Annotated in this window: 25 protein-coding genes and 4 pseudogenes; 17 read left to right on the top strand and 12 right to left on the bottom strand. The window is 59.2% G+C overall.

From position 1 onward, the window contains the following. Positions 1 to 125: 125 nt before the first annotated feature. Positions 126 to 431: pseudogene (locus EWH12_RS18220) on the top strand (type IV secretory system conjugative DNA transfer family protein); the annotation flags it as partial. A gap of 933 nt (positions 432 to 1,364) precedes the next feature. Then, positions 1,365 to 2,270: a replication initiation protein gene (locus tag EWH12_RS18215; RefSeq protein ID WP_207212436.1), complete on the top strand. Its 906-nt coding sequence runs from the start codon at positions 1,365 to 1,367 to the stop codon at positions 2,268 to 2,270. A 77-nt stretch (positions 2,271 to 2,347) separates the two neighbouring features. On the opposite strand, the gene EWH12_RS18210 is transcribed toward EWH12_RS18215, so the two are convergent. From EWH12_RS18210 to EWH12_RS22505, 3 genes and pseudogenes are all read right to left on the bottom strand, one after another. Further along, positions 2,348 to 2,629, bottom strand: coding sequence for a hypothetical protein (locus EWH12_RS18210; RefSeq protein ID WP_129927444.1), 282 nt, complete (start codon positions 2,627 to 2,629; stop codon positions 2,348 to 2,350). Between the two features lie 17 nt (positions 2,630 to 2,646). Continuing rightward, positions 2,647 to 3,288: an AAA family ATPase gene (locus tag EWH12_RS18205; protein WP_129927443.1), complete on the bottom strand. Its 642-nt coding sequence runs from the start codon at positions 3,286 to 3,288 to the stop codon at positions 2,647 to 2,649. 73 nt (positions 3,289 to 3,361) lie between these two features. Then, a pseudogene (locus EWH12_RS22505) lies at positions 3,362 to 3,991 on the bottom strand (transcription elongation protein SprT). Between the two features lie 227 nt (positions 3,992 to 4,218). Here EWH12_RS22505 and EWH12_RS18195 point away from each other — a divergent pair. The 4 genes and pseudogenes from EWH12_RS18195 to EWH12_RS18180 all read left to right on the top strand — a co-directional run bounded on the left by EWH12_RS18195 (position 4,219) and on the right by EWH12_RS18180 (position 7,206). Further along, complete coding sequence (locus EWH12_RS18195; protein WP_129927442.1) at positions 4,219 to 5,340, top strand: IS4 family transposase; 1,122 nt, start codon at positions 4,219 to 4,221, stop codon at positions 5,338 to 5,340. A gap of 569 nt (positions 5,341 to 5,909) precedes the next feature. After that, the gene (locus tag EWH12_RS18190; RefSeq protein ID WP_129927441.1) at positions 5,910 to 6,128 is read left to right on the top strand and encodes a DUF4160 domain-containing protein; all 219 of its coding nucleotides are present in this window, start codon (positions 5,910 to 5,912) and stop codon (positions 6,126 to 6,128) included. Continuing rightward, positions 6,125 to 6,577, top strand: a complete 453-nt coding sequence (locus EWH12_RS18185; protein WP_129927440.1) for a DUF2442 domain-containing protein — start codon at positions 6,125 to 6,127, stop codon at positions 6,575 to 6,577. Before EWH12_RS18190 ends, EWH12_RS18185 begins: the two co-directional genes overlap by 4 nt. 8 nt (positions 6,578 to 6,585) lie before the next feature. Beyond that, positions 6,586 to 7,206 (top strand): annotated as a pseudogene (locus EWH12_RS18180) (histidine phosphatase family protein). A gap of 59 nt (positions 7,207 to 7,265) precedes the next feature. Here the strand turns inward: EWH12_RS18180 and EWH12_RS18175 are convergent. The 8 genes and pseudogenes from EWH12_RS18175 to EWH12_RS18140 form a co-directional block, all read right to left on the bottom strand. Then, positions 7,266 to 7,484 (bottom strand): hypothetical protein, encoded by a 219-nt coding sequence (locus tag EWH12_RS18175; protein WP_129927439.1) that lies wholly within the window; start codon positions 7,482 to 7,484, stop codon positions 7,266 to 7,268. 114 nt (positions 7,485 to 7,598) lie between these two features. After that, the gene (locus EWH12_RS18170; RefSeq protein ID WP_129927446.1) at positions 7,599 to 8,855 is read right to left on the bottom strand and encodes an IS701 family transposase; all 1,257 of its coding nucleotides are present in this window, start codon (positions 8,853 to 8,855) and stop codon (positions 7,599 to 7,601) included. A gap of 87 nt (positions 8,856 to 8,942) precedes the next feature. After that, the gene (locus EWH12_RS18165) at positions 8,943 to 10,025 is read right to left on the bottom strand and encodes an IS630 family transposase (protein WP_129927438.1); all 1,083 of its coding nucleotides are present in this window, start codon (positions 10,023 to 10,025) and stop codon (positions 8,943 to 8,945) included. 98 nt (positions 10,026 to 10,123) lie between these two features. After that, the gene (locus EWH12_RS18160) at positions 10,124 to 10,588 is read right to left on the bottom strand and encodes a Ros/MucR family transcriptional regulator (RefSeq protein ID WP_129927437.1); all 465 of its coding nucleotides are present in this window, start codon (positions 10,586 to 10,588) and stop codon (positions 10,124 to 10,126) included. Between the two features lie 457 nt (positions 10,589 to 11,045). Beyond that, positions 11,046 to 11,999 (bottom strand): annotated as a pseudogene (locus EWH12_RS18155) (tyrosine-type recombinase/integrase). Then, the gene (locus EWH12_RS18150) at positions 11,996 to 12,322 is read right to left on the bottom strand and encodes a hypothetical protein (protein WP_129927436.1); all 327 of its coding nucleotides are present in this window, start codon (positions 12,320 to 12,322) and stop codon (positions 11,996 to 11,998) included. Before EWH12_RS18150 ends, EWH12_RS18155 begins: the two are co-directional and overlap by 4 nt. Before the next feature lie 44 nt (positions 12,323 to 12,366). Continuing rightward, entirely contained in the window at positions 12,367 to 12,717 is a 351-nt protein-coding gene (locus tag EWH12_RS18145; RefSeq protein WP_129927435.1) for a hypothetical protein, read from the bottom strand. Between the two features lie 214 nt (positions 12,718 to 12,931). Continuing rightward, entirely contained in the window at positions 12,932 to 13,987 is a 1,056-nt protein-coding gene (locus tag EWH12_RS18140; protein WP_129927434.1) for a M48 family metallopeptidase, read from the bottom strand. Positions 13,988 to 14,025: 38 nt separating this feature from the next. Between EWH12_RS18140 and EWH12_RS18135 the strand changes: the two genes are divergently transcribed. Then, complete coding sequence (locus tag EWH12_RS18135) at positions 14,026 to 14,862, top strand: metallophosphoesterase family protein (RefSeq protein ID WP_129927433.1); 837 nt, start codon at positions 14,026 to 14,028, stop codon at positions 14,860 to 14,862. A 60-nt stretch (positions 14,863 to 14,922) separates the two neighbouring features. After that, a complete protein-coding gene (locus EWH12_RS18130; protein ID WP_129927432.1) occupies positions 14,923 to 15,159 on the top strand; it encodes a hypothetical protein in 237 nt (78 codons plus the stop codon). Positions 15,160 to 15,340: 181 nt separating this feature from the next. Here EWH12_RS18130 and EWH12_RS22340 read toward each other — a convergent pair whose 3' ends face one another. Then, positions 15,341 to 15,517 (bottom strand): hypothetical protein, encoded by a 177-nt coding sequence (locus tag EWH12_RS22340; protein ID WP_165363659.1) that lies wholly within the window; start codon positions 15,515 to 15,517, stop codon positions 15,341 to 15,343. Between the two features lie 162 nt (positions 15,518 to 15,679). On the opposite strand from EWH12_RS22340, the gene EWH12_RS18125 reads away from it, so the two are divergent. The 9 genes from EWH12_RS18125 to EWH12_RS18080 all read left to right on the top strand — a co-directional run bounded on the left by EWH12_RS18125 (position 15,680) and on the right by EWH12_RS18080 (position 26,642). Further along, positions 15,680 to 16,021: a hypothetical protein gene (locus EWH12_RS18125; RefSeq protein ID WP_129927431.1), complete on the top strand. Its 342-nt coding sequence runs from the start codon at positions 15,680 to 15,682 to the stop codon at positions 16,019 to 16,021. Between the two features lie 70 nt (positions 16,022 to 16,091). Then, positions 16,092 to 17,915, top strand: a complete 1,824-nt coding sequence (glmS, locus tag EWH12_RS18120) for a glutamine--fructose-6-phosphate transaminase (isomerizing) (RefSeq protein WP_129927430.1) — start codon at positions 16,092 to 16,094, stop codon at positions 17,913 to 17,915. A gap of 104 nt (positions 17,916 to 18,019) precedes the next feature. After that, entirely contained in the window at positions 18,020 to 19,942 is a 1,923-nt protein-coding gene (locus EWH12_RS18115; protein WP_129927429.1) for a polysaccharide biosynthesis protein, read from the top strand. Positions 19,943 to 20,169: 227 nt separating this feature from the next. Continuing rightward, positions 20,170 to 20,328 carry an NAD-dependent epimerase/dehydratase family protein gene (locus EWH12_RS22740; RefSeq protein ID WP_242496113.1) on the top strand — a complete coding sequence of 53 codons (159 nt, stop codon included), beginning with the start codon at positions 20,170 to 20,172 and terminating at the stop codon, positions 20,326 to 20,328. Positions 20,329 to 20,795: 467 nt separating this feature from the next. Next, positions 20,796 to 22,097 (top strand): O-antigen ligase family protein, encoded by a 1,302-nt coding sequence (locus tag EWH12_RS18100; RefSeq protein ID WP_242496114.1) that lies wholly within the window; start codon positions 20,796 to 20,798, stop codon positions 22,095 to 22,097. 52 nt (positions 22,098 to 22,149) lie between these two features. After that, positions 22,150 to 22,860, top strand: a complete 711-nt coding sequence (locus EWH12_RS18095; RefSeq protein WP_129927426.1) for a polysaccharide biosynthesis/export family protein — start codon at positions 22,150 to 22,152, stop codon at positions 22,858 to 22,860. Between the two features lie 13 nt (positions 22,861 to 22,873). Next, positions 22,874 to 25,078, top strand: a complete 2,205-nt coding sequence (locus tag EWH12_RS18090) for a GumC family protein (protein WP_129927425.1) — start codon at positions 22,874 to 22,876, stop codon at positions 25,076 to 25,078. Then, positions 25,078 to 26,334, top strand: coding sequence for a tetratricopeptide repeat protein (locus EWH12_RS18085; RefSeq protein ID WP_129927424.1), 1,257 nt, complete (start codon positions 25,078 to 25,080; stop codon positions 26,332 to 26,334). The genes EWH12_RS18090 and EWH12_RS18085 overlap by 1 nt, the downstream gene beginning before the upstream one ends. Further along, complete coding sequence (locus tag EWH12_RS18080) at positions 26,331 to 26,642, top strand: hypothetical protein (RefSeq protein WP_129927423.1); 312 nt, start codon at positions 26,331 to 26,333, stop codon at positions 26,640 to 26,642. The genes EWH12_RS18085 and EWH12_RS18080 overlap by 4 nt, the downstream gene beginning before the upstream one ends. Positions 26,643 to 26,804: the final 162 nt, after the last annotated feature.

Raw genomic sequence — 26,804 nt, 5'->3', positions numbered from 1 at the left:
CATCAACCCACTCCCTATGATGGAGCGAACTGTCCTCTTCTATGATTTCCATCGTCAATACCGAATGCCACGTTCCCAAAACGTTCTCCGACTTGGCCAAAATCGCAGCTTGGGGCCGACTGGGCCTGTCCAATGTCGGCGTGCTGCAAATATTCGGCGTGAACGATCATGACAGTGCGAAACTCGTCTCCGATCTGCTCGGGCAGGAGACGGTCGTGTTCGAAACGATGAGCCGCGCGATCGACGCGGAGGAAACCGGCATATCCTTCGGCCAGCAGCATGTCGGCCGCCCGCTGCTCACCCCCGATGAGGTCCGCACGCTGCGCGAGGATTTGCAGCTCCTGTTCCTCGCGGGGCAACGGCCGATCGTAGCCGCCAAGCTCAAATATTACGGCGATCGTGAGTTCGCGGGCCGTTACGACAAGGCATGATGGCATTTAAACAGTCGCTCATCAAAACGCCATCGTTCCGATATACAATGAATATCGAAGGGATGTCGCTCTGCCGCACACCATGCTGTAGTGGAAGCGCTGGGAATCGCGCTCTGGCGCGCGAAAAGTGAGTTTTGGGGTATCGGCTCACCGTTCGCATATCGCACGGCGGTGAGTGATACCCCGAAGGGCCGTGGATCTCGCGCCGGAAAAATCTGACGCCTGGGAAGCCCGTAGAGCGTCATGGACGGTTGCGATGCCGAAACCCTGTTCAATGACCGCAATTGCGCTGGGCGGCCCGGAAATCGTCCCTGCCGGAAAAGTTTCTGCTTTCCCTGCCCCCCGATTGCAGGCTGCCCTATCCGCTTGGCTTTTCTGGAAAGCCATTTGCAACGGTTGGTTTAGGCGGTGTGCAGACGATAGGGGTGCGATGGTCGCCATCATTCCGATACGAATAAAGGGGTGCCGGTGGAGCCGGCTCATCATGGGGATGCCGGGTGGGAGGATCGCGTAGCGATCCGGGGCGGCCGAAGGTCGCGAGCCGGCGGGGCGAAGCCCCAAGAGGCGGCGCTTTTCTTCTTTTCGGGCGTACGGGTGCCGTTGGCGATGAGTTATCCACAGGCAGGGCTACCCCAAAACTCACCGTTCGCCTTCTGATTCAAAGATTCTTCTTAGATTCAAGATTCAGGGTGCCTCAAACCCGCAGAAAACTTAGAAAAATCTCCTCGAAAAGTGAGTGTTGGGGTCGATTCGCGTGAGTTTTGGGGTAGCCTTCGGTGAGTTTTGGGGTCGGTAAAAGTGAGTGTTGGGGCTGAGTCCGGTGAGCTTTGGGGTATCCGCCAAATTAACGGTGAGTTTTGGGGTATCACTCCCTGATCGCGATCGGCGAGCTTTAGAATTTGCCTAGCTCACCGTTGCTGTTAAGGTGAGGGCATGGCTTTAGCAAACTCACCAGTGAAGGACGGCAAGGCAAAGACTGCCTCGGGTAACGAAACCGCCCTCACCCTTACCCAAAAGGGGCGCGGAAACCCGTTCGATCCCGCCAACTACGGGGAAATCGTCAAACCTGGCGAATTGGTTGATATTGTCGAGCTATCGCCCCTCACCCTCGCCGATCGGCGAATCTACAATCTGCTGATCGCGAACGCCTGGGACCGGATCGGCGAGCCGGTTATTCACCGCATCGCCAAATCCGCGCTCAAGGGCACCCACCAGGGCAATGAGCGCATAGAAAGTTCGCTGCTGCGCCTGATGGGCACGATCGCGATTGTCACCATCCGCAAGGCTGGCAAGAGCTACAAGCGCCGCGTCCAGCTTCTCGGCCCCAGCGACGAAAGCCTCGAAAAAGACGGCTTCCTCCATTACCGGATTCCCGAAGAGCTGATCGAGATACTGCGTAACAGCGAGGTCTATGCCCGCCTCAAGACGCAAGTGATGTATTGCTTCGAGTCGAAATACGCGCTGTGTCTCTATGAAATGATCGAACGGCGGATCGGCCTCGAATATAAGCAAAGCGAAGAGTTCACGATTGCGGAGCTGCGCGGCCTGCTCAACGTGCCGGAAGGCAAGTTGGAACGCTTCGCCGATTTCAACAAATACTGCCTAAAGGTCGCGCAGGACGAAATCAACAAGCTCTGTCCCTTCTGGGTCGAGTTCACGCCGATCAAGAAAGGCCGCAAGGTCGAACGGGTTTCGATGATGTGGCTCCCGAAAACCATGAGCGGCCGGCGCGACGCGCAAAACCTGATCGACCAGCATAGCATCGTGCGGCGCGCGAAGCTGCGCGGCAACATACCCGAAATGCCGGTGCTGGTGGATTTCAGCGCGCCAGCCACCTAACGGTGAGGACCTACCCCAAAACTCACCTTTCGCGCCCCAGGACCGCCTAGCCTTCGCCAGCTCGGCCCGCGCCGGCCCTATCCTTCGCCGGCATCGAGCGCGCGGCTGACGGTGAACTGAATCCACGCGCTCCGGCTGATCCCGCGCCGCTTGGCCGTCGCATCGACCTTGGCGAGAAGCGCGCGATCGAACCGCAGCATCACCGGCGACTTGCGCGGCTCGGCCCCCTGCCCCACTTCGTCGGCCTCGACCGCGATCGGCGCGGCCTCCGGCTTCGCCGCGCCGGCAATGAAGGCATCGGCCGCCGCTTCGTCCATCGACGGCTTGGGCTTGCTGTTCGGTTTACGAGCGATAGCCATTAACACGCACTCCGATATTATCTTGATATACAAACCGCGCCGATCAGCGCTGTCAATTCGTCTATCGCCTTAGGGTCGCGCGGGCTTTGCTCGATAACCGCCCTGCCCTCGGCCGCCGCGTTCGGGAACGCCTTGCGCCGCACGATCGACGTGGGCAGCACTTCGATACCGTCGATATCGCCGATCATCTCCAAGGCGGCCTCATTGTCGGCCCCCTGCGCGTCCGCGCCGTTCAGCACGGCGATGGCGCGCAGGCCTTCATTGATCTCGCGCGCCTCGGCGATCAACGCCGACACCTGATCGAGCGCCCACACGTCGAAGCTGCGTGGCTGCACCGGCACCAGCAGCGTGTCGGCAACGGTGAGCGCGGCGCGCAGCGATCCGGTGTCGCGCCCGCCCACGTCGATGATGATATCGTCATATTTGCTGGCGAGCTGGCGGACCTGGCTGCGCAGCGCCGCGCCGGTCAGCGCGACGGCGGTATAGCCGGCCTCCCCAAGCCGCTCAGCGCGAAGCTGGGTGAAGGTAAGGGCGGTGCCCTGCTCGTCCCCGTCCACCAGCAAGAGGTCGCGGCCGGCGAGCGCCAGCGCGACCGCGAGATTGACGGCGAGGGTGGTCTTGCCAACGCCGCCTTTCGTGTTTCCGACTGCTAATATCATAATGCCCTCGTTCCGCGCGCCATCGTTAATCGTTTCGGCATGATCTGTCTATCGTTGTGATATACAGTCGCACTCAATCCTCCGACTCGGGATCGTCGTCGCCCAGCGGCTCATGCTCCATGACCCCATGCCCCTCGATCGGGCAAAGCGGCGCGCCGGCCTGTTCCAGCTATTTGCGCGCGGTCCTCACGGTATAGCCGCACTCGGCACACTCGCATTTGAGCATCCGGGTTTTTTGCTTCTTGGGCCCGGTCGACTCCCCATCCGTGTCGAGACGGGCATGGGGGAGGAGTCCGGCTGCATCCAAGATAGGCGCGATGGCCGTAAGGAACGCCTCGCCGGGGGTGATGGCGCGCATCGGCCCGACCAGGCCAAGACCAAGGGCGACCCGTTTAACGCCTTCCCATGCCCTGCCGGGATGCCGACGGCGGCATGGACCAGCGCATGCGCGAGGATGGCCGCGATCTGCGACGGCCTCGCGTCGGGCGCGTGCGCCAGGTCCGGGCGGATGAAAATTTCAAAATGCCCGTCCGCGCTAAGCCGGTTGTCCCAGCACTCGCCGATCGCCTTGCCCTTGCGGCCCGCGGGTGAAGCCGATCGCGACCCGCACGCGCGAGGGCAGAGGGCTTTCCAGCGCTTCGAACAGCGGAGCCATGCCCGCCGCCACCCGGTTGAGCCAGCTTTCGCGGTTGTCCTGCGTCATGCCTTCTACTCCCTTCAAATCGCCTGTCCGGCGATGACCATGCCATCGGCCGGAACACGGACGCCCAAGAACGCCGGCGAAAGGAGGGGGGCAGCGGGATTCGACGGGGGTGGAGCGGCCGTAGCGCAGCGAAGCACGGCCCCGTCTAATCCCGTTGCGGGGGAAAGGCGGCCGGGACCGCATAGGCGCTAACTTAAGGGTGGACGGAGGGAATCGGTCTGTGATTCATGGGGGAGATGGACAGACAGAACCATCTCGATACCACTCGGCAAGATTTGCTGGGGCGCTTGCCGGAATCACTGGACCTCGATGAAAGCGCCCGCGCTTATGGGGCGCTGAAGCGGCGCCGTGCGATACGGGACGGTGCAACGCTGCTCCGCCTGGCTTTGGCCTACGGGCCGGGAGGGATGAGCCTGCGATCAGCGGCGGCATGGGCGGGCGGCCATGACATCGCCGATCTTTCCGACGTGGGACTTCTGAAGCGCCTGCGCGGTGCATCGGACTGGCTGGGGCATGTCGCGGCGACGTTGCTGGACCGATCTCCCGGAAACATTGACGCCGCCGCAGGCAAGCGGAAGCTCCGGATCGTTGATGGGAGCATTATCCGGTCCCCAGGCGAGGGCCGCGTCGATTGGCGTCTGCACGCGACCTATGACGCGGCAACAGCTCGCTTCAGCGAGTTGGAGATCAGCGATATTCATGAAGGTGAGAGCCTGTCGCGGGCGTCCTTCGAGCCGGGTGATCTGGTTCTGGCGGATCGCGGTTACGCCCGCACTCCTGGGCTTCAGCATGTCATGGCGATGGGGGCGGATTTCATCACGCGCATCGGATGGTCAACCATCCGGCTGCTGACGATGGACGGCACGCCTGTTGATTGGGAAGCCATCTATGCGGACATGCAGCCCGGAGAATTTGCCGAACATCGGGTGCTCGTCGATCATTCCGGGCGGAAAGGAGAGCATCGTGGCAAATCTACATTTGCCGCCCGTCTTATAGTGCGCCGAAAGGATGACATCGACGCCGAGCATACCGTCAAGACCATCCATCGATCACACAGGAAGCGGCGGCGCATAGAGCGGGAACCGCGTCCCCTTACCATTGCATCAGCCGGCTTCATTCTCTTACTGACATCGGTTCCGGCCGAGGAAATGTCCGCCGAGGAGATCGGCGCAACCTATCGATTGCGGTGGCAAATCGAACTGGCTTTCAAACGCCTCAAGAGCGGCCTTGGCATCGATGCTCTTCCGGCCCGCGATCAGCACCTTGCCCGGGCATGGCTGACAGCCCACCTCATTCTAGGGCTGATGATTGACGAGGCTGTCGATGAGGGCTTCGCTTTTCCCCCCTGAGGCCAGCACCAAATCCGGGGGGCATCTATCGATCTGGCGTATCCAGCAAATAATACGAACCGTCTTGTTGGCCGCCATATTCGGGTCGCCGTTACTTTCTCAAGCGGGAAAGCTCATAGCAAAAGGTTACAGGAACATATGCTCCCCGCCACGGCAACGAGCCTCTCAATTCATGCAGATCCGTCAGCATCAATATTCTTAAGTTAGCGCCTATGCGGCCGGGACCGCCTTTCCCCCTTCAAACGAAGATCCACGCCAGAGCACGCCGGCACAGCAGGGCAGGGGTCTTGCCCCGGCCCTCACGCGAGGATCGTCACGCCTATGCGCCAAGACCGCTTGCGGGCTCGGTCGTAGCCTTCAGGCGGAGATAGAGCCGTGCCCGAAGGGAGGCGCCAATATGTCTATCTAATGGCTAACTGGTATCATAATGTCATCGTTTAGATATACATATAATAGCGGATTGCGCCGGATCGCCTCCGTCATGCAGTCCGGCTGAAAGCCCCTTCAGGTGAGAACGACCCTACGCTTGCGCCAGTGCAACAGTTGCACTATATTGAGACATGGTCACGATGTTTAGCGGTCCCCGCTGGAAGATTGCCGTCTATGGTCGCGATCATGGCGTGCCGCATTTTCACATCGAAGGCCCGGATTTCCGCTGCTCGGTGGCAATCGCGACGTTCGAGCTGATCGTCGGCACCGCGCCAACGGCGGTCCTGAAAGACGCTTTGGAATGGGCGGGGCCGAACCAGGCGCTGCTCATGCAGACATGGCAGGAGTTGAACGGATGAACGTCACCGACAAGACCCGCACCATTGCCGCCGTGCGCGCGATTGGTCCTTCGGTGCTGCATGTGTCGTGGTCGGATGGCACGGCCGCCGATATCGAGCTGGGCGCGAACCTCGATGATCGCGCCTTCGCCGCGCTGCGCGATCCCGGCGAGTTCGCCAAGGTCGAGCTAGGCGATTGGGGGCATAGCCTGACCTGGCCATCGGGGGTCGAGCTGGGCGCGGACATGCTGTGGCTCGAAACGCTCTCGGCAACCGGACATGGCGACGTGCGCGCCTTTCTCGAATGGCGGCTGCGCCATGCCCTGTCGCTGTCGAAGGCGGCCGACGCGTTGGGCGTCTCGCGCCGGATGGTCGCCTATTATTCCAATGGCAAAAAGAGAGTGCCCAAGCCGATCCTGCTGGCCTGTCGGGGCTGGGAGGTCAGCGACGGGCTGCATCAGGCGGCATAGGCGGAGCCATGCGAGCGATCTTCATCCGCCACGGCGAATCCACCGGCAACGCCGGCGTGCCCTGCCATGATCTCGCGACGATCGATTTGACGGAGCGCGGTCACGAACAGGCGAGGGCGGTCGCGGCGAGCTGGACACAAGCGCCCGCGCTCATCGTCACGTCGCCCTATACGCGCACCCGGCAGACGGCCGCGCCGACGATCGCGCGTTTTCCCAGCGTGCCGGTCGAAGTGTGGCCGATCGAAGAGTTCACCTATCTGCAACCGGCGCGCTGGAACGGCTCGCGCAGCGCGGAGCGGATGCCGCACCTTGAACGCTATTGGAGCGAGGCGGACCCGGACTATTGCGACGAGGAGTAGGCGGAGAGCTTCGCCACGCTGCTGCGGCGCCGTGAGGCAGCCCTGTCGCGGCTCGCCGCCATGCCTGCGGGATCGCTCGCCTATGTGTTCGGACATGGGCAGTTCATCCAGGCCGCGCGCGCGATCGTCGCCGACGCCCATCTGGACGAACGGGCCAAGATGCGGGCGTTCTGGTGCAAGGGCGAGCCGCCCGCGATCAGCAACGCGCAGCGGGTAGGCTTCTATTGGCAGGGCGGGCGCTGGGCATGTGCGCCGGCGCTCGCCGCGTGATAGCGGGAAATACCTGATTGTCACACAGTGGCGCAAAGCCGCCGCGCGGAGGCGGCCCGTCAGAGCGATATGGTGTCGGGAGGAATGTCAGTAACCGGAGCGACGTCGATCGCGGCCTCCTGCTCCGCTGCTCTAGCAGCGCATTCCAGCAATCGCGATCCGGTCTGTTTTGCGGCGGCAGGCGTCATTGAGGAAACTAGCCCGCCCGAGCCGTTAATCATCACCTCGCCATTCTCAGATGCGACGTCACAAGGCTCATGGTGGACGATGCCAACCATATCGCTCTCCTTCGAAAGGCGAACTAGCACTACTTTGGCAGTTTGGCTGTTGAGGGGTGGACAACAAGCGCATTGCAGTGTGGGCAGTGTATGGGTGGAGGCCGTGCGAAGAGCTCAAGGATCGCCTGTCGGATCGCTGGCATGCTGGGTTGTGGTGGCGGTCCCCCGACTCTTTTTTTTCCGTCCCGCTGCCTTGAGGCGACGGGACTGGAGGAAGAGGTAGGCTATCATCGTCATTAGGGCATGTCGGTGTAATCCGATCCAGGATCTGCCCTCAAAGTGGTCGAGGCCGAGCTCTTCCTTGAGTTGCTGATGCGCTTGTTCGCAGATCCACCTCGCTTTAATCGCAGTGGCGAGCATCTTCAGCGTGGCATCGGCCGGAAAGTTCGACACGTAGTATTTCTGCTCGCCGGTCGATCTGCGCTCGCCGACGAGCCAGACCTCGTCACCTGGCATGCATTGCATCCGGTCGTCGAGCATGCGGTGCTTGTGCCCTTCTGCGATGCGGACCCGGCGAGCCGCAAAGAGGCACGTCAGTCTGCCTTTGGTGCCGCGCCGCCAGCTGATCTTTCGCCATTTCTCGCCGGACATCATCGCTTCTGCGCAGACCGGTGGCCGGTCGGGCATGTGATACTGACGGCGCCTGCCGGTCTTGGCGACCGGAAAGACCAAGCCAACATCGGCCGGATAGACGTTCTGGCGGCGCGAAAGCCCGACCGCCCACAGCAGGCCGCGCTTGCTCAGCGCCTGACGGAAAGGACCGCTCGATCCATATCCCGCGTCGGCAAGCACGCAGCCGAACCGCACGCCTGAGGCAATGACGCGGTCGATCTCTTCGATCGCGATCTCGGGCTTCGTCAGAGCCTTCTGTCGATCCAACGGAACGCGCGCCCGTGTCATGCGCTCGACATCATTCGTCCAGCTTTCGGGTAGGAAGAGCCGAAGCCCGACCATGACCGGTACCTCGCGCGATGCCAGGGTGACCGAAACCAGCGACTGGCAGTTGGACATCTTGCCGAGCGATGAGGCGTACTGCGGCGCGACACCAACCGAGTGTTGGCCCTTCTTCGGCAATGCCGTGTCGTCGATGACCAGATACCCGGCCTCATCTCCTACCAAACGGTCGGCCTCCTTCAGGAGAACGGTCTCGAGTGGCGCGCTATCCCATACGCCATCGGCGACGAAATGATGCAACTGGTCATAGCCCGCCTCGTTGCCGCGAGCAGCCATCGGCTGCACACTCTTGCGATCACCAGGACCGATCAAACCCGCGATGTAGGCCGGGCACATCCGACGCCGGGTCTTGTGTCCAAGACGGCTTAGAAACGGCTCAAGCCAGCGCTCGAGATCCTCTCTCCAATCTGCATCCATCACCAGCCACTCCAGAAGCTGGCTGCCTATGAATCACCACGTCCCTCGCTTGGGAATCCCAAAAATCAGGAATCCGCCAAAGTAGTGCTAGTGGATTGACTCCAACGTTTGGAACCCTCGATTTCGAGCGGCGATGATGTCATCCGGATTGGCCTTCCAGATGAAGGGCTTGGGGTTATCGGCATTGTACTCCCGGATGAACCGGTTGATGGCAGCCTGGAGGTCGACGACGGAGTGGAAGACGCCGTGCTTGAGGCGCCGCCTGGTCAGCTTTGCGAAGAAGCCCTCGACGGCATTGAGCCATGAGGAAGAAGTTGGCGTGAAGTGGAAAGTCCAGCGCGGATGGCGGGCGAGCCACTCCTGGACCTTGTCCTTCTTGTGTGCGGCATAGTTGTCGAGGATCACGTGGATCGCCTTGTCCTTGGGCACTTCGCGCTCGATCCGATTGAGGAAGCGGATGAACTCCTGGTGGCGGTGACGCTGCATGTTCTGCCCGATGACGGTTCCGTCGAGTACGTTGAGTGCAGCAAACAGCGTAGTCGTGCCGTGGCGCTTGTAGTCATGGGTCAGGGTACCCGCGCGGCCCTTCTTCATCGGCAGGCCGGGCTGGGTGCGGTCGAGCGCCTGTATCTGCGATTTCTCGTCGATCGACAGGACCACCGCATGGGCGGGCGGATCGACATAGAGGCCGACGATCTCGGTGAGCTTTTCGGCGAAAGCCGGATCGTTCGACAGCTTGAAGCTGCGCCAGCGATGCGGAGCAAGCCCATGCGCCTTCCAGATCGACTGCACTGTCGAAACGGCAAGCCCGACCGCTTTGGCCATCGCGCGCGCCGTCCAGTGGGTTGCCTCATGCGGCGGCGGTTCCTGCGTCAGCCGGACAATCTCGGCCACGCGCTTGGGCAACACTGGCGCCTTGCCGGGCGGACGGGACTTGTCGCGAAGAAGACCATCTACACCTTCGTGCATGAAGCGCTCCTGCCAGCGCCACACGCAGGTCTTCGACTTGCCTGTGGCCGCCATGATCGCCGAGGTGCCCAGGCCATCGCTGCTCAAAAGCACGATACGGGCGCGCCAGACATGTTTCTGCGGGCTCAAGGGAGCCGACACGATGTCGTCCAGGCGTTGACGGTCGGAAGCCGAAACGGTGAAGCTGATCCCATCGCGCATCCTCCGAGACTGGCACGCCTGCAAGCCGGTGGGAATCCCCAGACGGACTCTTTCGTTCCGGTCAATCCACTAGCAAGATATTTGCCACAATCACTCTGTCACAGCTTCTCGGCGCTCTTCTTTGTCGACGGCCTGCCTCCAGCAGTCTTTTTGCCCTGTCCTGGCTTACGTCCAAGGCCGATCTTGACCGCCAGATCCTTGCGCTGCTGAGCATAATTGGGGGCGGTCATGGGATAGTCAGCGGGCAGTCCCCATTTGGCGCGATATTCATCCGGGGTCATCTGATAGCGCGTCATCAGGTGACGCTTGAGCATTTTGAGTTTTTTGCCATCTTCAAGACAGACGATGTAGTCAGGCTTTACCGATGACCGCACGGACACAGCGGGTTCCGGCTTCTCGACAGGAGCCTCTACGGGCTGATTTAGGGCTGAAAGAGCGCTATGCACGTTGGCAATGAGCGTAGCGACATCACCGACAGCCACGCTGTTGTTCGATACATGTGCGGCAACAATGTCGCTGGTCAAGGTGACGAGAAGTTCAGTCTGGTTAGCATTTTCGCTCATTAAAGTGCGTCCCGTTATGTTGATGCCCGAAATGTGATAAATTCACCTGATGCGATTGTCGATATGCGCCTTTTGGAATTTCACTCGTCATTATCCCATCAAAATTTCTGTATCTCCGCACTATTTTGAGTTTTAAACGAAGCAGCAATGCATAGCTGCGGCATCGCGCTCGTCTCTTGTTTGAAACGCTTAGTCAGATAGCATTTTGATAATAGGGTTTCAAAGTGCACAGGCGACTGCACTTGAGGAGAGCAAGTGCTAGATCAATATGCATATCTTTGGGGTATGAAAGCCGCCAGGTCCGGGCTGACCATCTCAGCCAATCCGTATCGCACGCAAAATTTACGCGCGGCATGGGTGAGCGGATTTAGTAGCGAGATTTTAAAACTAGCAGACATAATGGCATCGCGCGCGCCCGCTCCAGAGCCGCTGCTCATTGATGCTAATCGGCGCCTAGCTAGATGAGGACACGCTCAAGCTCATCGAGCGTCACCTCGTCGGATCGGCGATCATAGAGCTGGTTGTGCGGGTGGAGGCGTGGTTCGCCATGGCGGCAGCCTTTTCGAGCGTGCCGCCGTTTTTAAGATAGGCGGTGATCCCGGTCGCCCGAAAGCTGTGATTACCGATCGCTGCGGCATTGTCCGCCGCAGCGGCGTGACGACGTACCATCTGGAACGCGCTGGTCTGGGGAAGGGGGCTGTCGCTCAGACGCATGGTGCCCCGCGCAATTGTGCGAAACAGTGGGCTTTTGCGATCCTCCCGCAAGCTGCACCCATCGATATAGGCGGTGAGATACGCTTCAAGATTATGATGGCAGGACATTTCGTGACGCTTGCCGCCTTTCTCGTGCAAACGGACCCAGAGCCGCCGGTTCTGCACGAACACATCCTCGACCCGACAGGACAGGGCGGCGCCAACACGGGCAAAGCTATAGACCATTAGCCCGATCAGCGCGCGATCTCTCAGGCCACTTGGGTATTGACATCGATGCTGTCGGGCAACCGTCGCGCCTCCTTGGAGGCCAGCACCGGAGTCTTGCCCCATCGCTGGCTGTTGGGCCGGCCCGCGCACTGATCCGGCAGGACTGACCAGCACGACATGACCGATCACCAGCCATTCGAACAGGTGACGCATGGCGGCCAGCTGTTGTTTGACGCTAGGCGCGCTCATTTCGTGCGCCAACGCTACGACCCATCCCGCTACGTGCTGCGGCTGTACCCGCGAGCGACGACACACCGCGCGCGGCAACCCAGGCGAGGAAATTGCCAGTCGCCCGCATAGAGGCGCGGCGCGTATGCGGATTGCAAATGGTGACCGCGAAAAATTCCAGGAAGCGGGTCCGCGTCTGGTCGTCGGCCGATGCCACGATCGCAAGTAGCGCCCGCACGGGCGGTGAAGGCAGTAAAATCATACACCGCGTCTCCGGTTCACACGGCCGCGCCGCACATGCGCGGTGGGAGCAATGATCGACACCGCATCGGGCGCCAGATTTTCCACGGCCTCGCAAATCCCAAAAATCTCGACCCGTCCACCGTCATTATAGATGCGGCCCGAGACCGTGCCATGAATGAGGGCACGGCTGCCCGCTTTGACGGTGAGGTTGCCCGCAATCGTGCCGTGCAGGATGAACCGCACGCCTTCCTGCAGTGTCGCGTCGCCGACGATCGTCCCGTTAAGGGTGATGTCTTCCGCAATGGCGAAAGGCCCCTCGATGATATCATGCTCTGCACGCATTATGGCGCCATCTCAGTCAAAAGGGGATACAAGGATTGTCGGTGTCATTGCAGGCCTCCTGCTCTTTCATAGAGCGCGACTTTGCCGGAAGCGGCCAGTTGCGCGCCCCATATTTTGACAGAGGGTATGCCTGGGAGGATTTGAGACAGGATCGATACCAGCGGCGCCCAGAGCAGTTCGCTTTCCGCGACAATGAAGATTCGCTCGTCGGCGTCCAGCATGATCGCAATGACCAGTACAGCTATGCGCTGGTCGCCCGCCCAATCGACCAGCGCCAGAACAGCCTCAACCATCGTGATCGCAGACCAAGGGGCAATCTGCTCCTGTCCCTCGACGCTCAGCATCAGGCCGGCTTCGGCGATGCCAATGATCTCGCTTTCCGGGGCCTTGTCCATAGAAGCTCTGTATCCGATTTCTATCAATGATAAAGGACACTATCACATGTAGGCGGAGTGGAATCCCATGGCAGCAATCGCCTTGTGCCTGTAGGACACCGTTTCTGGCGGCAGGGCGCTGGCGTTGCCAGCTGTTACGGCAGGAGAATATCGAAACCCTCGCCAACTTGCCGCCGCACGCCATTTCCACGCCTATCGCGTCACCTGACATTCGTCAGTGCTCTTTTTTCAACAAATCCTGCCATTTTCCATCGATTGGCCGATCCCGTGCCGCGATGATGTCAGGATGGAGGGAGCGCTCTGGCGCCATTTCAGCGATTGTGCGTGCCATAATGCCAGTACGCGTCTTCCAACTCGGATGCGTACGGCTACGAAACAGGCTACCAGCATGCGCAGGACCGAAGGCCTGCCAGAAAAGCAGGGCGATTTTGGGGTCGTATCCAGCATTGGTAAGTAGCGATATAGACAGAATATCTGCTTCCAATTCGGTTTGCCTGAAAAACCGGACATTGCGGCCGATACCCGACAACAGGCCATAGCTCACGCCCTTTGCTTCTAACCGCTCGCGGTGACGCAGAATATTATGGGCCAACTCATGCGCTATCGGCACGGGCGCCCACTGTGGATAGTCGGTCAGGAAACGACTGCTGATCTGAACCAATTCACCATCCGCCTGAGCAAGAAAACTATTGCCAAAGGCCACTTCGAACCGCGAGCGACAGGCAGGAACCGGGATGACCCTGCGGATCTGATCGACGCCGCTCCGACGTATATGCAGCGTGATCGGACCATTAGGGGGAAGCGCCATGATCTGGTGGGTCGCTGCTATGAGAGAAGCGGTGCTCGAGCTGGCTTGGGGATCAGCAGGGCGGAAGCGCGTTTGTCCCACGCCAATAACTGTGTCATCCTCCCTGATATCCGCCGCTGCGGCAGGAGATTTGGCGATCACCGCTTCTACCCCAACGGGTCCATCAAAATGAAAATGACGGATCGCTGTCTCGCGTATGTCACGCGCATATTGATCGGGCGTATGAAGCAGCAAACCCAAGCCTGGTTCCTGCCGGTCGCACAAGGAGGCATTGGCGGTGGCGAGGCGATAGCCAATGCCGGCTATCTCTGCATCAAGCGCGCGAATGACCTCAAAGGGTGGCGCCTCTTGTGCTGGTGCTGGCGCAGCGGGAAAAAGTGACGCCGACGTAACGGCAACGCGGAACATCACATATTTCCAAAGCCTTGCGCGGCAAATCCTGTTAGGGTCGATCAGTGTCATTTCCAGTGCTTAAAGCCGTTAAGGGTTCGCATCCAACGATGCTTGCAAAAATTCTCTCTTGCCTCGGCCGCCGTCCCTCAACTGTCGCGCATGCCCCTGATGGCCGCCGCTTTTATGCCATTGGTGACATCCATGGCCATCTCGATCTGCTTGACGGCCTGCTATCGCAGATCCGCGACGACGAGTTGAAACGCGGTCAATCACAGGGCGAGTTGATCTTTCTCGGCGACCTTATCAACCGGGGGCCTCAATCAGCCCAGGTGATCGACCGCCTGATCAAGCTCAAGGCTGAACGTCCCGAAACGCGCTTTCTGCTCGGCAACCATGAGGAGCTTTTCCTGACCGCGCTTGGCGGAAGTCACGAAGCGATCCGCTTTTTTGATCGAATTGGAGGAGCAGAGACGATCCTAAGCTACGGCATAACGCGGCAAGCCTATGAAGCGGCCAATTATCTCGAGCTCGCTACGATGCTGCAAGCTGCCGTACCTCTCTCGCACAAGCGCTTCCTCGAAAGTTTCGAGGACATGATCGTTGAAGGCGACTATGTCTTCGTCCATGCTGGCGTCCGCCCCGGCGTACCACTCGAAAAGCAGCGTGCGGGTGATTTACGCTGGATTCGTGAAGAATTTCTCCGCGAATCTGAGAGGCATGCTTCGCCTGCAATTCCAGGAAGGGTGGTCGTCCATGGCCATACGATCTTTGAAAATATAGCCGAGTATCCTGGCCGTATTGGCTTGGATACGGGTGCCTATCGTTCCGGCATTTTGAGTGCGATGGCTTTCGAAGGGGATAAACGTTGGATCATTCAGGAAACTGCGGAACAGCGCCGCAGTAAGCGGTGTTCTGAGGATGAGGCAACGCAAGTCCGCCAATAATATTGCTTGCATGGTTGCAAAGCCAATGCTAATTGAAGCCAAATTTTGAGGATGCTTGATATGCGTTTGAAGCTTGTTCTTGCCGGTTTGATGGCGTCGTCGCTGATGGCCGCTCCTGTGATGGCAAACTCGGCATCCGCCCTTTCGGTTGCCAAGGCCAGCAATGTGAAGGCGGTTACCGCTCCCAAGAAGGCCAGCAAGCTGTCCTCGACTGCAGTTGGTGCCGGCGTATTACTGGCCGGTGCTCTGGTAGTCGTCGCAGTTACGTCGGATGACGATGATTCCGACAGTAACTAAGCATTGAGAAATAATTGAAATGGCGGCCGTCGAGCCGCCATTTTTCTGTATATCCGGGGGTGGGATAGGCAGCGCTTTGACAAGCCTTGCTTACGCTGGGGCTATTGAAGGCTCGTGCCGTCAGGAAATTCGCTTGTTGATTTCAAGCTAAGGTTGGCATGACCCCGCCAAATTGCCGGATTTATTTGGAATCGGATACGGGAGGCGCGTCCTGCTTCATCGGCGCCGGCTCACCTTCCGCCAGGGCCAGGACATTGACAGGGGTGGATGCTAGCTCCATCGGAACATAGTCCCACCCGTCGAACAGCATAGGCTTGCTATTATCGACCCGGCGCAATTCTCCATCCTGAAAGACCATCGCCCTCTCCCTGTTACTATCGCTTTGCGATAATATAAAGCAGCGTGACTTCAAACCTGCCGTTGGCAGCTCATCCCATTTAACAGTCGTTTAAACGATATATCAAAAGGTGCAGCCTCGGCGGTACATCCGATATTCGCAAATGCTCCACTCCAGATAATCATGGCTCCGCTTATTCCGTACCAGATTGATATCCCCAGAGAATATCATCGCCTCATCCTGTGGATCAGTGATAAAACGGGCCTTGCGGACAATCTTCTCCATATTCATAGCGGACTCGCGATATTCGTGCTGGCGCGGCTGATCACGCGCCGTCCTTATAGCAGCTTCATTCCGTTTCTGTGCGTCATCCTCGCCGAAGCCTGCAATGAAATTCTCGACTATCTCGCTTATGGGTGGCGATCGACGGGCACCTATTTCGATATCGCTAACACGCTGCTTTGGCCGTTGATGATCAGCCTCGCTGAACGGGTGAAGCCGGTGTCAAAGCGGAATAATATATGAGTCCCTTTAACTTGCCTTAACTTGCGCATTATGCCTAAGAGGAGCTCACAATTTCAGGGGCAGGATTTCCATGTGCGGGATAGTCGGCATTATTGGTCATGAAAGTGTCGCCGGACGGCTCCTCGATGGTCTCAAACGCCTTGAATATCGCGGCTATGATTCCGCTGGAATTGCTACGGTCCATAACAATGCGATCGTACGACGGAGAGCCTCCGGCAAGCTCGGCAATCTTGCCAATGTGCTCGAAACTGAGCCACTTTTCGGCGCTATCGGTATCGCCCATACGCGCTGGGCCACGCATGGCGGGCCAACTACCAACAATGCTCACCCCCATGCCACGGACAAGGTTGCCGTTGTCCACAATGGCATTATCGAGAATTTCAAACCGCTGCGCGAGGCGTTGATCGCACGTGGCCGCGCCTTCACAAGCGAAACCGACACCGAAGTCGTCGCTCATCTGATCAGTGAAAAGGTGGAAGCCGGTGTCGATCCCGTCGACGCGGTGCGCGACGTGCTGCCGCAGTTGCGCGGCGCCTTCGCGCTTGCCATCCTTTTCCGTGATCGGCCCGACCTTCTCATTGGAGCGCGGCTAGGCTCACCGCTGGTCGTGGGCGTCGGGGACGGGGAAACCTATCTTGGCTCGGATGCGCTTGCCCTGGCGTCGCTTACCCAACGGGTCGTCTATCTGGAAGAAGGCGACTGGGTCGTTTGCAGCCAGGAAGAAGTACAGGTTTTCGACCAGGCCAACCAACAGGTCGAGCGTGCGATTATCCAGTCGGGGGTTGACGGAGAATTGATCTCCAAAGGCAATCATCGCCACTATATGATCAAGGAAATTTATGAGCAGCCGATCGTGGTTGCCCAAACGCTGCGCTCTTATCTCCAGCGTATCGATGATACGCTGACACTGCCGATCCCCGATTTCGACCTGTCGGCGATCAGGCGGGTGACAATCGTCGCCTGCGGCACCAGCTTCTATGCCGGCATGATCGCGCGCTACTGGTTCGAGCAGTTCGCGCGCGTACCCGTCGATCTCGATGTTGCGTCAGAATTCCGCTATCGCGCACCGGTGATCGAGCCGGGCGGGCTGGCGCTCTTCATCAGCCAGTCGGGCGAGACCGCCGATACACTCGCGGCGTTGCGCCATGCGCGCGAGGAGGGGCAGAAGATCGCCGTCGTCGTCAACGTGCCGACCAGTAGCATGGCGCGCGAAGCCGATTTGTTGCTGCCGACCTATGCCGGCCCTGAAATCGGCGTTGCTTCGACCAAGGCCTTTACTTGCCAGCTCGCGGTCCTCGCCGCGCTCGCCGCCAATCTGGCGCGCGCCAAAGGACGATTGACGCCCGAAGACGAACATGCGGTCGTCAAACATCTCTCCGAAGCCCCCGCTGCGCTCAACGCCGCTCTCGCCTATGAAGACACGATCAAAGGCGTCGCCGCTGACGTCGCGATGGCACGCGACGTGCTCTATCTGGGACGCGGCACTGATTATCCGCTGGCGCTCGAAGGCGCGCTCAAGCTTAAGGAAATCAGCTATATCCATGCTGAAGGCTATGCCGCTGGTGAGATGAAGCATGGCCCCATCGCCCTTATCGACGAAAATGTCCCGGTCATCGTCATCGCGCCTTCAGGCCCTCTATTCGAAAAGACGGTCAGCAACATGCAGGAAGTGCAAGCGCGCGGCGGGAAGGTGGTACTGATCAGCGATTATGACGGGATTCAGGAGGCTGGCAGCGGTTGTCTGGCGACGATCACCATGCCAAAGGTCCATCCGCTGATCGCGCCTCTGGTCTACAGTGTGCCGGTGCAATTGCTGGCCTATCATGTGGCGGTCACAAAAGGCACCGATGTAGACCAGCCGCGTAACCTCGCGAAGTCGGTGACGGTGGAGTAAGGGACGCGATCGCCATTCGTCAGGCTAAGGTTGGTCGCATTAGCCTTTTTCAGAATATCTTAGGGCGCATTGGCCGCCACGATCATCAAGGACGCTCAAGGCAAATGACGAGGGAAACGCAAAGCGCCCTTCTTAACGCGCTCGAGGCATTAACCAGTCTGCCACGCTCGGCGCGTAAATGGATGGTCTTCGGCTTCGATTGCCTGCTCTGCCTGATCGCTGCCTGGGTCGCCTTGGCTCTGCGGCTAGGTGAATGGCCACATGATCTGCAGGCACTCCTGATCCTAACCGCAACGACGCTTTTATTCTGGACCGTTATCGCTTGGCCAACCGGACTTTATCGCAACCTCATACGCTTTTCGGGCGCCCGCGCATCGGGAAGGCTGTTCTACGCCTGCGCGCTGCTCGGAATGCCGCTGACGATCATCTTCGGTTTCATTCAGATAGATGACGTGCCCCGCACGATTGCCGTCCTGCATCCGATCATCTTCTTCCTGTTGATGCTTTTTATGCGCCTCAGCCTGCGCTTCGTTGTTAGCGACTATCTCCATCTTGCGCGTGGCAGGACCGAGGAGCGACGGCGGCTGCTCATCTATGGCGCGGGGCGGGGCGGGCAGCAGCTTGCCAATTCGCTGCGGCAGGAGCCGCATCTCCTGCTCGTAGGCTATATCGACGATGATGAGCGCCTCAGCAATCAGCAACTCGATGGTATCACCGTCTGGCATTCCTCCATCCTCGACAGCATCCTGGAAGAGCGGCGGGTGGACGAGGTTGTCCTGGCGATCCCTAGCGCGTTGCGCGTGCGCAGGCGTGAAATCGTGGAGGCGCTGCAGGCCCGCAAGATCCGCGTACGCATGCTGCCGGGCATCGGTCAGCTAATCGACGGCCATTTCGCCGTCAGCGACATTCGCGACGTCCAAGTCGAGGACCTGCTCGGCCGTGATGCGGTCGCACCCAATGAATTGCTGATGGGTCGATCGCTTTTGAGCAAAAACGTACTTGTGACGGGCGCAGGCGGGTCGATCGGCAGCGAGCTTTGCCGCCAGATCATCCATTCGCGACCCAAGCGGCTGATCCTTGTCGAACAGTCGGAGTATTTCCTCTACGCGATCGAGAGCGAATTGCGCAGACTGGCGCTGGCCGAAGGTTGCGAGGTCGAGCTGATTCCCGAGCTGGCCGACGTCGCTGATAAGGATTCCGTCTTCCGCATCTTCCGCCGTTGGCAACCCGAAACCGTCTATCATGCTGCCGCTTACAAGCATGTGCCTTTGGTCGAGAGCAATCCGATCGCGGGGATGCGCAACAATATCTTCAGCACCCTTTATTGCGCGCTCGCCGCCGAGGCCGTGGGCGTTCGGCGCTTCATACTGGTCAGCACTGACAAGGCGGTGCGCCCGACTAATGTCATGGGCGCGTCCAAGCGGGTGTGCGAACTCGTCCTCCAGGCACGAGCACAGGAGCAGGACAAGACGCTCTTCACCATGGTCCGTTTCGGCAATGTGCTGGGATCGAGCGGCTCGGTCGTCCCCCTTTTCAAGCAGCAGATTGCTGCGGGCGGCCCGGTGACGATCACGCACAGGGACGTCACCCGCTATTTCATGACCATCCCCGAAGCCTCGCAGCTGGTGATCCAGGCGGGCGGCATGGCCGAGGGTGGCGAGGTCTTCGTTCTCGACATGGGCCAGCCGGTGCTGATCCGCGATCTGGCTGAGACCATGGTGAAGTTATCGGGCCTGTCGGTGCGCGACGCGGCGACGCCGAAGGGTGACATCGAGATCGTAGAGGTCGGTTTGCGGCCCGGCGAAAAGCTTTATGAGGAGTTGCTTATCGGAGACAATCCGGCGCCGACCGTGCATTCTCGCATCATGCAAGCGCGCGAGGCGATCCATCCGTGGAATTCATTGTCGGATATATTGGATGACCTTAAAGATTATCTAAGGCAGGGAGATGTCCCGGAGGCGCTGTCTACCCTATACAAATTGGTTCCTGAATATAACCATCCGGCTTATGAAGCCGCTGCCCAATAATCCATCCATCTTACCATAGAGAACGGATCTATTTTCAATGCCAGGCTGAAGCGCATTTTCGTCGCCGAGACAGCGGGGTTTATCGGCTTCCATCTTTCCAAGATTCTGCTTGCCGAAGGATTCTTCGTAGCCGGATATGACGGGATGACCGACTATTATGACGTCAATCTCAAGCGCTCCCGGCATGCGCATCTTGGCGAAATCCCAATTTCGCCGGGACCGAGGGGATGCTCGAGGACCAGAAGTTGCTCGATGCGACGATCAACGCCTTCCAGCCCGATGTCATCGTTCATCTCGCCGCGCAGGCGGGCGTGCGCTACAGCCTGGAAACCCGCGCGCCTATCTCGACAGCAATGTCATCGGCACATTCAAGCGATTGTTCGTAAACGGATATCTGTGAGTATTGCGGTCAGAAACGCACTGGGTCTTGTCTTTGGACGACGCCAGGAGCAAGATCGAGGCGTAGCGGATGGACTGCAACAAGACCCGACCTCACACATCCCTGGGGTTCATGACGTCTGCCGAAGCGGAGGAACGCTACTACGCCATGCTGGACGAAACTCCCATTGCCGCATAATTTAAGCCGAATGGCCTCCGGCAATCCCGGGGCGGTTCAAGGGTCGCAATGCGTCAACCTGTTCGACCTATGGTTGCCAACGTACTTCTACAAATTCGACTGTGGCCATTTGCCAGATGGTTAACCGAAATAGTAACACACTTTACTAACTATATAATCTATACCGGGCAACCATCGGGATGCTCTCAAAGAAGCAATGTAAGAACAAGAGTGCTCTTTTAAATGTCTTTCCGACCTATCATGACGTTTAGCTGGAGTTGTTCCCTTTCATTGCTGGTGCTGCTGCTAGGTACTTTATGGTTAGCGGGCGGCGCTTCGCACGCCGATGTCACAGGGCAAGTGATAACACGGAGCACCGCATGGGCCTTGCTTGTGCTGGCGATCCTGTGCGGTGTGCGACCCGTAGGCAAAGGCGCGGGGCCGGTTTTCTGGCTGCTGCTGGCGACGGCGCTGCTCGTCCTGCTGCAACTTATCCCCCTGCCTCCCATCATTTGGACGGCGCTCCCGGGCCGGGAATTCCTGCTCAACGCGCCCTTCAGCGAGGAGACATGGCGTCCTTGGTCTCTCGCGCCCTCCAAGACGATCAACGCCGCTTCCTCGTTGATCGTGCCGGCCGTCACATTTTATTTCAGCAGCGCGATGCAGCAGGAGGAGAGGGCATGGCTGCCGGCGATCCTGCTTGGCGTCATTGTCCTCTCGATGCTGGTCGGGCTGCTCCAGTTCTCCGGCTTCATCATCGACAATCCATTCATCAATGACTCAAGGGGCAGCGTCGGCGGCACATTCGCCAACCGCAATCATTTCGCTCTGTTCCTGGCCATGGGCTGCCTGATCGCGCCTGTTTGGGCCTTTGCCGGAAAACAGAGCGCAAGGTGGCGCGCGCCGGTCGCGCTGGCGCTGATGACGCTCTTCGCGCTCACCATCCTGGCGACCGGATCACGCGCAGGCATCCTGACCGGCCTGCTGGCAGTGGTGCTTGGCCTTGCCTTATGCTGGCATGACGTCCGCCTCGCCTTGCACGGAGCGCCGCGCTGGGTATTCCCGACGCTGATCGCGGCGATCCTCGGCGTCATTGCCCTTTTCATCCTCGTGAGCATCGCCGCCGACAGGGCGGAGTCCGTGCGGCGCGCATTCGAGATGGACCCAGGCCAGGATATGCGCACGCGCGGCTTACCGACAGTGCTGTCGATGATCGCCGCCCATTTCCCCGCAGGTGCGGGTTTTGGCGGCTTCGATCCGATCTTTCGTCTGCACGAGCCTTTCCAATTGCTCAAACCAACCTATTTCAATCATGCCCATAATGATTTCCTGGAGATCATGCTCGATGGCGGCTTGCCTGCGCTGCTGCTCCTGTTCGTTGCAATCGGATGGTACGGAATAGCGAGCGTGAGGGCCTGGCGGGCAAGTGGAAGACATTCTGTCCTGCCCAAATTGGGGTCGGCCATGTTATTTCTTATCCTTGTCGCCAGCGGCTTCGACTATCCGGCGCGCACACCGATGATGATGGCGATGATGGTCATCGCTGCTCTATGGCTCTGCCGAATAGGACAGCCCCTAAAGAGGACTGACTTTACCTAATCGCGATCAGCATCTAAGGCGAAAGTCTCTTCAGCGGGAAGACTTAGAGCGCATGCGCAAAATTCTTGTTTCGATCATCATCACTGCCGGCCTTGCCGGCTGCGCTGGCACGCCGCCCCCCCAGTCCAGCGCACAACTGACAGTCATTCCCGACAGCCAGGGCCTCCCTGCACCCAACCGAGGTGATCTGGCGGCTGCCGACCGGCCGGCTTTGATCGGGCCGCTGGACACAATTTATATCGACATCTTCAATGTGCCTGAACTCAGCCGCGAAATGCAGGTGGATGCGAGTGGGCGCATTTCCATGTCGCTGATTGGCACCGTCGACGCGCGCAACAAGACGGCTGAGGAACTGGCGCGTACAATTGAAGAGGCGTTGCAGGGGCGTTATGTCCGCAACCCTCAGGTGACGGTCAATATTAAAAGTTCGGTCAGCCAGGTCGTAACGGTCGATGGCGAAGTGAAGGAGCCGGGGCTTTATCCGGTCACCAACCAGATGACGCTGATGCGTGTCATAGCCTCGGCCAAGGGCCTATCGGAATTCGCAAAACAGGAACAGGTGGTGATCCTACGCACCGTTGATAATCAACGGATGGCGGGTCTCTATGACATCAGCGCAATCCGTCGCGGGGCCTATGCCGATCCGCCGGTCTATACCAATGACGTGGTCATCATCGGAGACTCTCCTCAGCGTCGTCTTTTCCGCGACGTCGTTTCTCTAGCACCTCTCATCGCGGCACCCCTTGTCGCGGTCCTGCGCTGAGGCCTGCAGCCATATGAATGATATTGCTTTTAATCCGCGCGGCGATGCAGCTCAGACGGCTCTGCTACAGGCGCAGTTCGAGGATGCGGGACCTCCCCTGTTGCGCCAATATCTCCGCATCGCCATGCGGTGGCGCTATGTGATCCTTGGCGCGGTCGCATTGTGTTCCCTGATTGGCCTGATCGCCACCTTGCTGATGACGCCGCAATATACGGCATCGTCGACGATCGAGATTTCGCGCGAGGCAGACAAGGTCACGGATTTTCAGGGGGTCGAGCGCGAGGCCGGCATTGCCGACCAGGAATTTTACCAGACGCAATATGGCTTGCTGGAATCACGTGCGCTTTCCGAACGCGTAGCGACGCAGCTCAAGCTGACAGAATCCCAGAATTTCTTCGAGATGTTCGATTTTGACAGCGATGATCCGGCCTTCACCCTTGCCAATGGTCGATATCCTGCGTCGGGCCGCGCCACGCGGCAGCGTGTTGCCGGCGAAATATTGCGCAAGCATCTCAGCATCAGTCCCACGCGCATGTCCCGTCTGGTCGAGATCAAATTCACCAGCCCCGACCCAGTTTTTTCGGCCTTGGTCGCCAACACATGGGCTGATAATTTCATCCAGACCAATTTGGAACGCAAAATCCAGGCGACCTCCTATGGCCGCAATCTTCTCCAGAAACAGCTCGCGCAGTTGAAGCAACGGCTCGATGAATCGCAGCGGCAACTGGTCAATTATGCCTCTTCCGCCAAGATCATCAATCTGCCTTCTCAATCGAACAATGGGCAGTCCAGTTCGGAACGCTCGATCGTCGTCGACGATCTGGCCGCGATCAATGCCGCATTAGCGCAAGCGACCGCAAATCGTATCGAAGCGCAGGCGCGCTATCAACACAATGGGCGGGCCGGCGCGTCAGCGGAAGCACTAAGCAATTCGGCAATTAACAGTCTGCGCCAGCGCCGCGCGGAGTTGGCGGCCGAATATCGACGGCTAATGACGCAGTTCGAGCCGGGCTATCCTGCGGCGGAAGCGGTGCAAGCGCAGATCATTCAGCTCGACCGCAGTATCGCAAGCGAAGAAGGGCGCGTGACCTCGTCGTTGCTCGCCGATTACCGCCGCACGCAGGAACAGGAACAGGCGCTGCAAGCTAGGGTCGAGCAACTTAAAGGCGATTATCTCGACCTCCGTCGTCGCAGCATCCAATATAATATCTATCAGCAGGAAGTGGATACCAACCAGGCGCTCTACGATGGCCTGCTCCAGCGCTTCAAGGAAATTGGTGTCGCGGGCGGTGTTGGCGTTAACAATGTCTCGGTTGTCGATCCGGCTCAGGCTCCCAAAGCGCCTTCGAGTCCGAAATTGCTGATCAATCTCGCCATTGCCATATTGGCGGGCCTAGGTATCGGCGCGGCGCTTGCCTTTGGCCTTGAACAGATTGACGAAGGCATTACCGACCCGGCGCAAGCCAAGCGCGAGCTTGGCTTGCCGCTGCTCGGCTCGATCCCCAAGATCGAAGAGGCCCCCAAGGACATCCTGCTCGATCGCAAGTCCGATCTTGTCGATGCCTATCTGACGGTGCAGACCAATCTCGCCTTTTCCACCGAACACGGCATTCCGCGCTCCTTCTCCGTCACTTCGACGCGGCCGATGGAAGGCAAGTCAACTACCTGCCTTGCACTCGCCACGACGCTGGCGCGCAGCGGGAAGCGAGTTATCCTCATTGATGGCGATATGCGCAATCCGTCGGTTCATCATCTGGGCGGAGTCAGGCATGATCGAGGTCTCAGCAACTATCTGACCGGGGAAGATAATATTGATGGCCTGACCTTCCCGATGGAAAAACTGGGCTTCACCGCAATGTCGGCCGGACCACTTCCGCCCAACGCGGCGGAACTGCTGACCGGCAATCGTCTCTCAGAGCTCATCACACGACTGCTGGAAAGCCACGACCATGTCATCATTGACTCCCCACCAGTTATGGGGCTCGCCGACGCACCGCTTATCGCTACCAAAGTCGAGGGCGTCGTCTATGCCGTCGAATCCCATGGCATCCGCACCGGCCTAGTGAAGGAGGCGCTCGGCCGTCTCATCACCGCCAACGTCCGCATCATTGGCGGCGTGCTGACCAAGTTCGACGCAAAAAAGGCGCACTATGGCTATGGCTATGGCTATGAATATGGCTACCGCTATGGCCGCAAGGTAGAGACCGACGCCGCCTGATGAAGAATAAGCCCTCCCGGCAGCGACCTTCATCGCGCGAATGGGGTGCTCGCCTCATTCTGGCCGGGGTCGTCGGCTGGATTGGCTATTTTTCGGTCATACAGTCGCTCGCGCTGGTGTTGCCCGACAGCCGGATTGAGGAAGCCTATGCGCTGGCCCCTAATAATGGACGCATAGCGGGGCGCCTTTCACAGGCGCTTTATCGTCCGGATGCGAGCGAAGCGGATCGGATCCGTGCGGTCATCCTCGCGCGCAATGCGCTGCTGCACGATCCGACCGCCGTCGAAGCTGTGGCGACGCTTGCCACCGATGCCCTTGCGCGCGGTGACCAAGAGGATGGCGAGCGCCTGCTTGCCTATTCGCAAAGGCTGTCGAGGCGTGACCTGCGCACGCAGTTGATGGCGATCGAGTTGGCTGTGGCGCAGGATGACATTTCCGGCGCACTTCGGCATTATGATATCGCGCTACGTACCAAGAAGAATGCATCTGAGCTGCTTTTTCCCGTGCTGACTTCTGCGCTGTCCAATCCGTCGATCCGCACAGAGCTGGTCAAAACCCTTACCGGGCAACCTATTTGGGGCACCAAGTTCATATATCATGCTGCACGGAGCGAGCCTGACCCGGCGGCCAGCGCCGCCTTTTTCCGCGCCTTGCAAGCGGCACGCGTTCCCGTGCCAGAAGCTGCGGGCGTGATGCTCATCAACAAGTTGCTGGCAGCCAAGCTGTTCGATGATGCTTGGACCTATTATGCCATCACTCATCCCGACAGTGATCCGCGTCAGTCACGCGACCCCGCTTTCAAGACGCTACTCGAGGCGCGTAGCGCGTTTGACTGGGTGGCAGTTAACAGTCTCGGCGTATCGAACGCGATCCTGCCTGATGCCACCAATGGCCTGTTCGATTTCACCGTGTCGATGGGCAATGGCGGTCCCCTGCTGCAACAGCTCCAGATGCTTCCTCCCGGCGATTATGTTTTGGAAGGGCAGAGCGTCGGAATCGAACAGTCGGCGCGCTCACGGCCCTATTGGATTTTGCGCTGCCACACCGGGGGTGAGATCGGACGTGTGGAATTGCCTAATTCGTCGCAGGCCGGGGACCGGTTCCAGGGCAATATCAGCGTGCCCGCCGACTGCCCTGTGCAGATGCTGGCGCTGGTCGCGCGCTCAACCGATGAGATTGGCGGCGTGTCTGGGCAGATCAGCCACATCCAGATTCGCCCCGCCCGCGAGACAGCGCATGCAAGGACTGCGTCATGAGACTTTATGCGTTTAGCTTCGGCATGACGGTGGCGTTGTCGGCCTTTTCATCCGTCACGCAGGCGCAGGAGATCACCCGCCCCGGCCAAGTTGCGGAATCGGCGGTTGGTCAGGCGGGGCAGCGACAGACCATCGGCAATAGCCAGGCCAATATCGAGCCGATGGTCCGCCTAAACAATCGGATCGCCAATCGGGTGCAAAATCGGATCCGCAACCGGATCGACCGTACCTATGACCCGACCGCCAATACAACGTCTCCCTTCAAGGTCGCGGCCGAGCAGACGACACGCGGCCAACCGACCCAATAAAGCCAGCCCTTTCGAAGGTCAGGCAGCCGGCTATAGCGACGATCTGGATGAGAGGCCGTGTTGCCTCATTAAGCGATGTTCCCGAGCGGCATAGCCATTGCCTCACGTAAATGCTCCCTACAGGAGATCACCCTCACGGACTATTCCTTGCGCGACTGGGGG

Origin of the sequence: Sphingobium cupriresistens (genome assembly GCF_004152865.1) — a bacterium.
Classification (GTDB): Bacteria; Pseudomonadota; Alphaproteobacteria; order Sphingomonadales; family Sphingomonadaceae; genus Sphingobium; species Sphingobium cupriresistens.
This window is presented reverse-complemented; position numbering and strand designations above follow the sequence as displayed.